Genomic DNA, 8,646 nt, shown 5'->3' on the forward strand with positions numbered 1-8,646 from the left:
TGCGCAGGGCGCGTACACGCGCACGCGACCGGCCCCCGGTACGAAAAGCACGAAGAGGTAACGGCACCGCGGAAACCCGTTCCCCTCCCTTTCTACGCGCGTTAATGTGCGCCGAAATCAGCGTCGTACGCGGCGCGTTGGCGATCAAGGGGTGCTTCCTGTGCGTCGTCTCTCTCCGCAGTTCCGGAATTCGCGGTCCCGGACATCACGGTCCCGGCAATTCCGCTCCCGGAAATCTCGCGCCACCCACATCACCGCGACACTCGCGGTCCTCGCCCTCGCCGCGACCGGCTGCGGCGAGACGAGCAACGAGGCCTCGCAGGACGACAACAGCAAGGGCCCCGCCGGCTCCTCGTACAAGGGCAAGGGCATCGGTCTCGCGTACGACATCGGCGGGCAGGGTGACCAGTCCTTCAACGACGCCGCCTACGCGGGCTATTCGAAGGCCCGCAAGGAGTTCAAGATCGGCGGCGTGGACATGGAGCCGGGCGACGGCGAGTCCAGCGCCGACAAGGTCCAGCGCCTCGAACAGCTCGCCAGGCAGGGCTACGACCCGGTCGTCGGCGTCGGGTTCGTCTACGCGCCCGCGGTGGAGGCGGCGGCCAAGAAGTTCCCCGACACCACCTTCGGGATCATCGACGACAACACCGTGAAGGCGGACAACGTCGTCGACCTCGTCTTCCACGAGGAGCAGGGCTCCTATCTGGCCGGTGTCGCCGCGGCCAAGGCGAGCAAGGCCAAGCACGTCGGATTCGTGGGCGGCGTGGACATCCCGCTCATCCACAAATTCGAGGCCGGATTCGTGCAGGGCGTGAAATCCGTCGACCCCAAGATCAAAATCGAGAAGCGGTATCTGACCGAGAAGCCCGAGGAGGGCGGATTCTCCAGCCCGGACAAGGGGCAGAACGCGGCGAGCGGGCAGATCGAATCCGGCGCCGACGTGATCTACCACGCGGCGGGGCTCTCGGGCCAGGGCGTCATCCAGGAAGCCGGCTCGCAGAAGAAGTGGGCGATCGGCGTCGACTCGGACCAGTACAAGCAGAAGGCCCTCGCCAAGTACAAGGACTACATCCTCGGCTCGGCGTTCAAGGACGTCGGCGGCGCGGTGTACGACCTGACGAAGTCGGTCGTCGAGGGCAAGCCGATGAAGGGCGAGCAGCGCTACGACCTCGAGTCCGGCCGCGTCGGCTTCTCCGACTCGAACCCGAAGTACACCGCGATGAAGGACGTCGTCGCCGCCGTGGAGAAGGCCGAGAAGGACATCATCAGCGGCAAGGTCGAGGTGAAGATCGTTCCGTAGCGCGCGGTCCGGGACGTTTTACGTAGTACTGCGTGTGCCGACTGGGCGCCCCCATCAAGGGGGCGCCCACTCGCCGTTCGGCCCCCCGACACCCGGTGGCCACAGCTCGATAACGGACCGGACAGAAGGGTTCTTATGTCAGGTCTACGCGCGTTACGCTGCGGCGAAATCAGCGCCGGGTGAGGCGCTCGAACGTGCTTGTGCTTGCTTGTACTAAGGAGTTCGTCTCTATGCGCCGGGTGTCTCGAATAGCTGTCGCGGGCGCCGCGACCGCCGCTCTTGCCGTAACCGTCTCCGCCTGTGGTGGCACGTCCAGCGACGCCGCCGCGAGCAAGGACGACAAGAACAAGGGCGTCGCCATCGCCTACGACGTCGGCGGCGCCGGCGACCAGTCCTTCAACGACGCCGCGACCGTCGGCATGAAGAAGGCCGCCAAGGAGTTCAAGACCGGCGAGAAGGCCGTCGAGCCCGTCGACGGCGAGTCGGACGCCGACAAGACGCAGCGCCTCACGCAGCTCGCCAAGCAGGGCTACAACCCGGTCATCGGCGTCGGCTACGCGTACGCGCCCGCCATCAAGGAGGTCTCGGAGAAGTTCCCGAAGACCACCTTCGGCATCGTCGACGACGAGACGGTCAAGGCCGACAACGTCTCCGACCTGGTCTTCAGCGAGCAGGAGGCGTCCTACCTCGCGGGCGTCGTGGCCGCCAAGGCCACCAAGTCCAAGACCGTCGGCTTCGTCGGCGGCGTGGACGTCCCGCTGATCCACAAGTTCGAGGCGGGCTTCGCGCAGGGCGTCAAGGACACGAACCCCAAGGTCAAGGTCGTCAAGCAGTACCTGACCGAGAAGGCCGAGGACGGCGGCTTCTCCAGCCCCGACAAGGGCAAGACCGCCGCCCAGGGCCAGATCGAGAAGGGCGCCGACGTGGTCTACCACGCCGCGGGCCTCTCCGGTCAGGGCGTCATCGAGGCCGCCGCCGCCAAGAAGGTCTGGGCGATCGGCGTCGACTCCGACCAGTACAAGCAGGACGCCCTCGCCAAGTACAAGAAGTACATCCTGACCTCGGCGACCAAGGACGTCGCGGCCTCGGTGTACAACCTGGCGAAGGCCGTCGAGGACGGCAACGCCAAGGGCGGCGTCGTCCGCGCCGACCTCAAGTCGGGCGGTGTCGCGCTCGCCGACTCGAACCCCGAGTTCATGAAGATGAAGGATGTCCAGGAGGCCCTGAAGAAGGCCGAAGAGGGCATCAAGGGCGGCAAGATCAAGGTCAAGACCACGCCGTAGGGCGGAAGTTGATCCGACGACTGCCGTAACGGCAGCGTGATTCTCGTGTGACGGGGTGTGGGGGACGATGGGTCACCCGCGCCCCGTTCGCGCGAGCCATATTCAGCAGCAGGGGCACTGCGCGCGTAGGCGGCCCCTTTCCTTCAGGCCCTTCCGGCCTTCTGGCCCCCGAGGAGAGTGCGCCATCGACGCGTCCACCAACCCTCCGCCCATCGCCGTCGAACTCGTCGGCATCACCAAGCGCTTCCCCGGAGTCGTCGCCAACCACGACATCCACCTGACCGTCCGCAAGGGCACCGTGCACGCCCTCGTCGGCGAGAACGGCGCGGGCAAGTCGACCCTGATGAAGATCCTCTACGGCATGCAGAAGCCGGACGAGGGCACCATCACCGTCGACGGCGAGCAGGTCGCCTTCGGCAGCCCCGGCGACGCGATCGCCCGCGGCATCGGCATGGTGCACCAGCACTTCATGCTCGCCGACCAGCTGACCGTCCTGGAGAACATCGTTCTCGGCAGCGAGAAGCTGCACGGCATCGGCGGCGCGGCCCGCCGCACCATCCTCGACCTCTCCGACCGGTACGGACTCGGGGTGCGCCCCGACGCGTACGTCGAGGACCTCGGCGTCGCCGACCGGCAGCGCGTGGAGATCCTCAAGGTCCTCTACCGCGGCGCCACCACGCTGATCCTCGACGAACCGACGGCCGTGCTCGTGCCGCAGGAGGTCGACGCGCTCTTCGCCAACCTCCGCGAGCTCAAGGCCGAGGGCCTGTCCGTCATCTTCATCTCGCACAAGCTGGGTGAGGTCCTCTCCGTCGCCGACGACATCACCGTCATCCGGCGCGGCACGACGGTCGGCACCGCCATCCCGTCCGAGACGACCCCGCGCCAGCTCGCCGAGCTCATGGTCGGCAGCGAACTGCCCACCCCCGAGACCGCGGAGTCGACGGTCACCGACCGCCCGATGATCCAGGTCGAGGGCCTCAAGCTGCTCGCCGACGGCGAGTCCGGGCGCGCGCTGCTCGACGACATCTCCTTCACGATCCACGAGGGAGAGGTCCTCGGCATCGCGGGCGTCGAGGGCAACGGCCAGACCGAGCTGATCGACGCGCTGATCGGCCTCAAGCACGCCGACTCCGGCGTGATCCGCATGGCGGGCGAGGACATCACCGCCGTCCCCACCCGCAAGCGCCGCGAGGACGGCATCGGGTACATCCCCGAGGACCGCCACCGCCACGGACTCCTCCTGGAGTCCCCGCTGTGGGAGAACCGCATCCTCGGCCACGTCACCGAGAAGCCCAACGCGCGCGGCTTCTGGCTGGACCTCAAGGGCGCCCAGGCCGACACCCGCCGCATCGTCGAGGAGTACGACGTCCGTACGCCCGGCATCGACGTGACGGCCGCCTCGCTCTCCGGCGGCAACCAGCAGAAGCTGATCGTCGGCCGCGAGATGAGCCACAGCCCCCGCTTCCTGATCGCCGCCCACCCCACCCGCGGCGTGGACGTCGGCGCGCAGGCGCAGATCTGGGACCAGATCCGCGAGGCGCGCCGCGAGGGTCTCGCCGTACTGCTGATCTCCGCAGACCTGGACGAGCTGATCGGCCTCTCCGACACCCTGCGCGTGATCTACCGCGGACAGCTCGTGGCGGACGCCGACCCGGCCACCATCACGCCGGAGGAGCTCGGCTCGGCGATGACCGGTGCCGCCTCGGGTCACCTGGAGCACGTGGAAGAAGACGCCCCGGAGGACGAGGCCCGATGAAGAAGTTCGACAAGGAGCGCGTGCTCCTCGCGGTGGCCGGACCGGTCATCGCGCTGATCGCGGCCGTGGCGCTGACCTCGGTCGTCCTGCTCGCGTCGGGCAAGAGCCCGATCGAGCCGTACAGCCTGATGCTGGAGCAGGCCACCTTCTCCGACGTGCAGGTGCTGATCCTCAACCAGGCCGGCATGTACTACCTGGCGGCGCTCGCGGTGGCCATCGGCTTCCGCATGAATCTGTTCAACATCGGTGTGGACGGCCAGTACCGGCTCGCCGCGATGATCACCGCGGTCGTCGGCACGCACCTCGCGCTGCCGTCCTTCCTGCAGATCCCAGTGCTCATGCTGGTCGCCATGCTCACCGGCGCCTTCTGGGCCGGCATCGCGGGCGTCCTGAAGACCACGCGCGGCGTCAGCGAGGTGGTCTCGACGATCATGCTCAACGCCATCGCGACGAGCGTCATCGCCTACCTCACCCTCACCGAGAACTTCGGTGTCCCGGTCGGCAACAACCAGACCACCGGCGTGATGGAGAAGTCCGGCTGGTTCCCCGGCATCGAGGTGGCGGGCGGCGAGATCTACGGCTTCGTCGTCATCGCGGTCCTCGCCGGCGTCCTGTACTGGCTGGTCCTCAACCGCACCCGGTTCGGCTTCGACCTGCGCGCCACCGGCGCCTCGCCGTCGGCGGCCGCGGCCAGCGGTGTCAGCGCCAAGCGCATGGTGCTCAGCGCGATGCTGATCTCCGGCGCGGTGTCGGGCCTCGCGGGCCTGCCGATCCTGCTCGGCGACACCCACACGTACAGCCTCTCCTTCCCCGCGGGCCTCGGCTTCACCGCCATCGGCATCGCGCTCCTCGGCCGCAACAACCCCGTCGGCATCGCCTTCGCGGCGCTGCTCTGGGCCTTCCTCGACAAGGCATCGCCCGCGCTCGACTACGCCCAGCCGGAGGCGTACGACAAGGAGATCGCGGTGATCATGCAGGGCCTCATCGTGATCGCGGTCGTCGTCTCCTACGAGGAGGTGCGCCGCTGGGGCCTGCGCCGGCAGCAGCGCCGCGTCGGTGAGGAACTGGCCGCCGCCGCACGGGCGAACGGCAACAACGGCAACAACGACTCCGTGAAGGAGGTGGCTGCCCGATGAGCTCGGCAACCGTCGCCAAGCCCTCGGCCGAGCAGCCCGCGCCGGGCCGCCGCCGCATCTCGCTCCCCGTCCTCCTGCTGGTCATCGCGGGTGTCCTCGTGCTGACCTCCGTGGTCCGCCTGATCACCGGCGCCGACGGCATCACGTCCACCGGCCAGATGTCCACGGCCCTCAAGCTCGCCGTGCCGATCGGCCTCGCGGGCCTCGGCGGCCTGTGGGCCGAGCGCGCGGGCGTCGTCAACATCGGCCTCGAAGGCATGCTGATCCTCGGCACCTGGTTCGGTGCCTGGGCCGGCTTCCAGTGGGGCCCGTGGGTGGGCGTCCTGTTCGGCATCGTCGGCGGCGCGCTCGGCGGCCTGCTGCACGCGATCGTCACGATCACCTTCAACGTCAACCACATCGTCTCCGGTGTGGCCCTCAACATCCTGGCCCTCGGCGCCACCCGCTACCTCGCGACCTTCGCCTTCGAGGGCGAGGAGGGCGGTACGTCGAAGCAGTCGCCGCCCGTCGAGTCGCTCGGGAACTTCTCCGTGCCGGGCCTCTCCGACTGGCTCGCCGACCTCAACGGCAAGCACTGGTTCCTGGTCTCCGACCTCGCGGGCCTGTTCGGCGGCCTGTTCACCGACCTGTCCCCGCTGACCGTGATCGCGGTCGCCATGGTGCCGCTGAGCTGGTGGATCCTCTGGCGCACCTCGTTCGGCCTCCGCCTGCGCTCCTGCGGCGAGAACCCGATCGCCGCCGAGTCGCTCGGCGTGAACGTCTACAAGTACAAGTACCTGGCCGTCGTCATCTCCGGCGGCCTCGCCGGCCTCGGCGGCGCGTTCCTCTCCCTGGTCGCCTCCAACATCTACCTGGAGGGCCAGACCGGCGGCCGCGGCTACATCGGCCTCGCCGCGATGATCTTCGGCAACTGGATGCCGGGCGGCCTCGCGCTCGGCGCGGGCCTGTTCGGTTACACCGACAGCCTGAAGCTCCGGGGCGGCGGCACGAACGTCCACGCGCTGCTCCTGCTCATCGCGATCCTGCTGGTCATCGGCGCGATCTACCTCGCCTGGCGCAAGCGGTACGTCCCCGCGGCGATCACCGCGGCCGTCTCCGCGCTGATGTTCCTGTGGTACGGCTTGACCGACGAGGTGCCCAACCAGGTCGTCACCGCCACCCCGTACGTGGTGACCCTGCTGGTCCTCTCGCTCTCCGCCCAGCGGCTGCGGATGCCGAAGGCGGACGGAATGCCGTACCGGAAGGGGCAGGGCAAGTGACGACCGTTGCCGCGGACACCGACTGGGAAACCCTGCGGGAGGCCGCGCGCGAGGCCATGTCCCGTGCGTACGCGCCCTACTCGGGCTTCCCGGTCGGCGCCGCGGCCCTGGTCGACGACGGCAGGACCGTCTCCGGCTGCAACGTGGAGAACGCGTCGTACGGCCTCGGCCTGTGCGCCGAGTGCGGCCTCGTCTCACAGCTCCAGCTGACCGGTGGCGGCCGCCTCACGCACTTCACCTGTGTGGACGGCAAGGGCGAGATCCTGATGCCGTGCGGCCGCTGCCGCCAGCTGCTCTACGAGTTCGGGGGCCCGGAGCTCCTCCTGGAGACGGCCTCGGGCGTACGCACGCTCGCGGACCTGCTCCCCGACGCGTTCGGGCCGCAGCACCTCAACTGACTCAACTGACGGACGGCCCCGCCCCTTTGACGATCTCGGGTGCGGGGCCGCCTTCATCTCCCGGCTCTATGCGCGTAGAGTCGCGGCATATCTACGTACGTACGCCGTTGTACTGCTGGAAGGACCGCCATGGACGTCATCTCTGTCATCCGGACCAAGCGCGACCGGGGCGAACTCAGCGACGAGCAGATCGACTGGGTCATCGACGCGTACACCCGCGGCGCGGTCGCCGACGAGCAGATGTCCGCCCTCGCGATGGCGATCCTGCTCAACGGCATGAACCGCAAGGAGATCGCCCGCTGGACCGCCGCGATGATCGCGTCCGGCGAGCGCATGGACTTCTCCTCCCTGTCCCGCCCGACCGCCGACAAGCACTCCACCGGCGGCGTCGGCGACAAGATCACGCTGCCCCTCGCCCCGCTCGTCGCCGCGTGCGGCGCGGCCGTCCCGCAGCTTTCGGGCCGCGGCCTCGGCCACACCGGCGGCACCCTCGACAAGCTGGAGGCCATCCCCGGCTGGCGCGCGCTGCTCTCCAACGAGGAGATGCTGAACGTCCTCGACGGCGTCGGCTCGGTGATCTGCGCGGCGGGCGACGGCCTGGCCCCCGCCGACAAGAAGCTCTACGCCCTGCGTGACGTGACCGGCACGGTCGAGGCGATCCCGCTGATCGCCTCGTCCATCATGTCGAAGAAGATCGCCGAGGGCACGGGTTCGCTGGTCCTGGACGTGAAGGTCGGCACGGGCGCCTTCATGAAGAACCTGGACGACGCGCGCGAACTGGCCTCCACGATGGTGGAGTTGGGCACGGACAGCGGTGTCCGTACGGTGGCCCTGCTCACGGACATGTCGACGCCGCTCGGCCTCACGGCGGGCAACGCGCTTGAGGTCCGCGAGTCGGTGGAGGTGCTGGCGGGCGGCGGCCCGGCGGACGTGGTCGAACTGACTCTGGCGTTGGCCCGCGAGATGCTGGACGCGGCGGGCCTGAAGGACGCCGACCCCGCGAAGGCCCTCACCGACGGCTCCGCGATGGACGTGTGGCGCCGCATGATCGCGGCGCAGGGCGGCGACCCGGACGCGACGCTCCCGGTGGCCCGGGAGACGCAGGTGGTCCGCGCCCCGTCGTCCGGCGTGCTGACCCGCCTCGACGCGTACGACGTCGGCGTCGCCGCCTGGCGCCTCGGTGCGGGCCGCGCCCGCAAGGAGGACGTCGTCCAGGCGGGCGCGGGCGTCGAACTCCACGCCAAGCCGGGCGACTCCGTCGAGGCGGGCGCGCCCCTCATGACCCTGCACACGGACACGCCGGACCGCTTCGCGTACGCGCTCCAGTCCCTGGACGGCTCCTTCGACATCGCCCCTGCGGGCACGGCCTGCACGCCGAACCCGATCGTGCTCGACCGCATCGGCTGACACGGGCTCTATGGGCGCGCAACGCCGTCTCCACCACGGAGGGATATCCGGCCGCCTCTTCGAACGTCAGCCCCTCGGGCATGCGCGCCCAGGCCGACAGGACG

At 69.2% G+C, this 8,646-nt stretch carries 7 protein-coding genes; all 7 read left to right on the forward strand.

The window, feature by feature from the left end:
* Positions 1-250 precede the first annotated feature (250 nt).
* Positions 251-1,300, forward strand: coding sequence for a BMP family ABC transporter substrate-binding protein (locus AB0N81_RS29730; protein ID WP_365363678.1), 1,050 nt, complete (start codon positions 251-253; stop codon positions 1,298-1,300).
* 230 nt (positions 1,301-1,530) lie between these two features.
* Positions 1,531-2,583 (forward strand): BMP family ABC transporter substrate-binding protein, encoded by a 1,053-nt coding sequence (locus AB0N81_RS29735; RefSeq protein ID WP_365363636.1) that lies wholly within the window; start codon positions 1,531-1,533, stop codon positions 2,581-2,583.
* A 67-nt stretch (positions 2,584-2,650) separates the two neighbouring features.
* Positions 2,651-4,342: an ABC transporter ATP-binding protein gene (locus tag AB0N81_RS29740; protein ID WP_365363638.1), complete on the forward strand. Its 1,692-nt coding sequence runs from the start codon at positions 2,651-2,653 to the stop codon at positions 4,340-4,342.
* A complete protein-coding gene (locus AB0N81_RS29745; RefSeq protein WP_365363640.1) occupies positions 4,339-5,478 on the forward strand; it encodes an ABC transporter permease in 1,140 nt (379 codons plus the stop codon). The genes AB0N81_RS29740 and AB0N81_RS29745 overlap by 4 nt, the downstream gene beginning before the upstream one ends.
* On the forward strand, positions 5,475-6,737 hold the full coding sequence (locus tag AB0N81_RS29750; RefSeq protein WP_365363642.1) for an ABC transporter permease: 1,263 nt from the start codon (positions 5,475-5,477) through the stop codon (positions 6,735-6,737). The genes AB0N81_RS29745 and AB0N81_RS29750 overlap by 4 nt, the downstream gene beginning before the upstream one ends.
* The gene (locus AB0N81_RS29755; protein WP_365363644.1) at positions 6,734-7,135 is read left to right on the forward strand and encodes a cytidine deaminase; all 402 of its coding nucleotides are present in this window, start codon (positions 6,734-6,736) and stop codon (positions 7,133-7,135) included. The genes AB0N81_RS29750 and AB0N81_RS29755 overlap by 4 nt, the downstream gene beginning before the upstream one ends.
* A 129-nt stretch (positions 7,136-7,264) precedes the next feature.
* Positions 7,265-8,542: a thymidine phosphorylase gene (locus tag AB0N81_RS29760; RefSeq protein ID WP_365363646.1), complete on the forward strand. Its 1,278-nt coding sequence runs from the start codon at positions 7,265-7,267 to the stop codon at positions 8,540-8,542.
* Positions 8,543-8,646 lie beyond the last annotated feature (104 nt).

It is taken from the genome of Streptomyces sp. NPDC093510 (assembly GCF_040683555.1).
GTDB lineage: Bacteria > Actinomycetota > Actinomycetes > Streptomycetales > Streptomycetaceae > Streptomyces.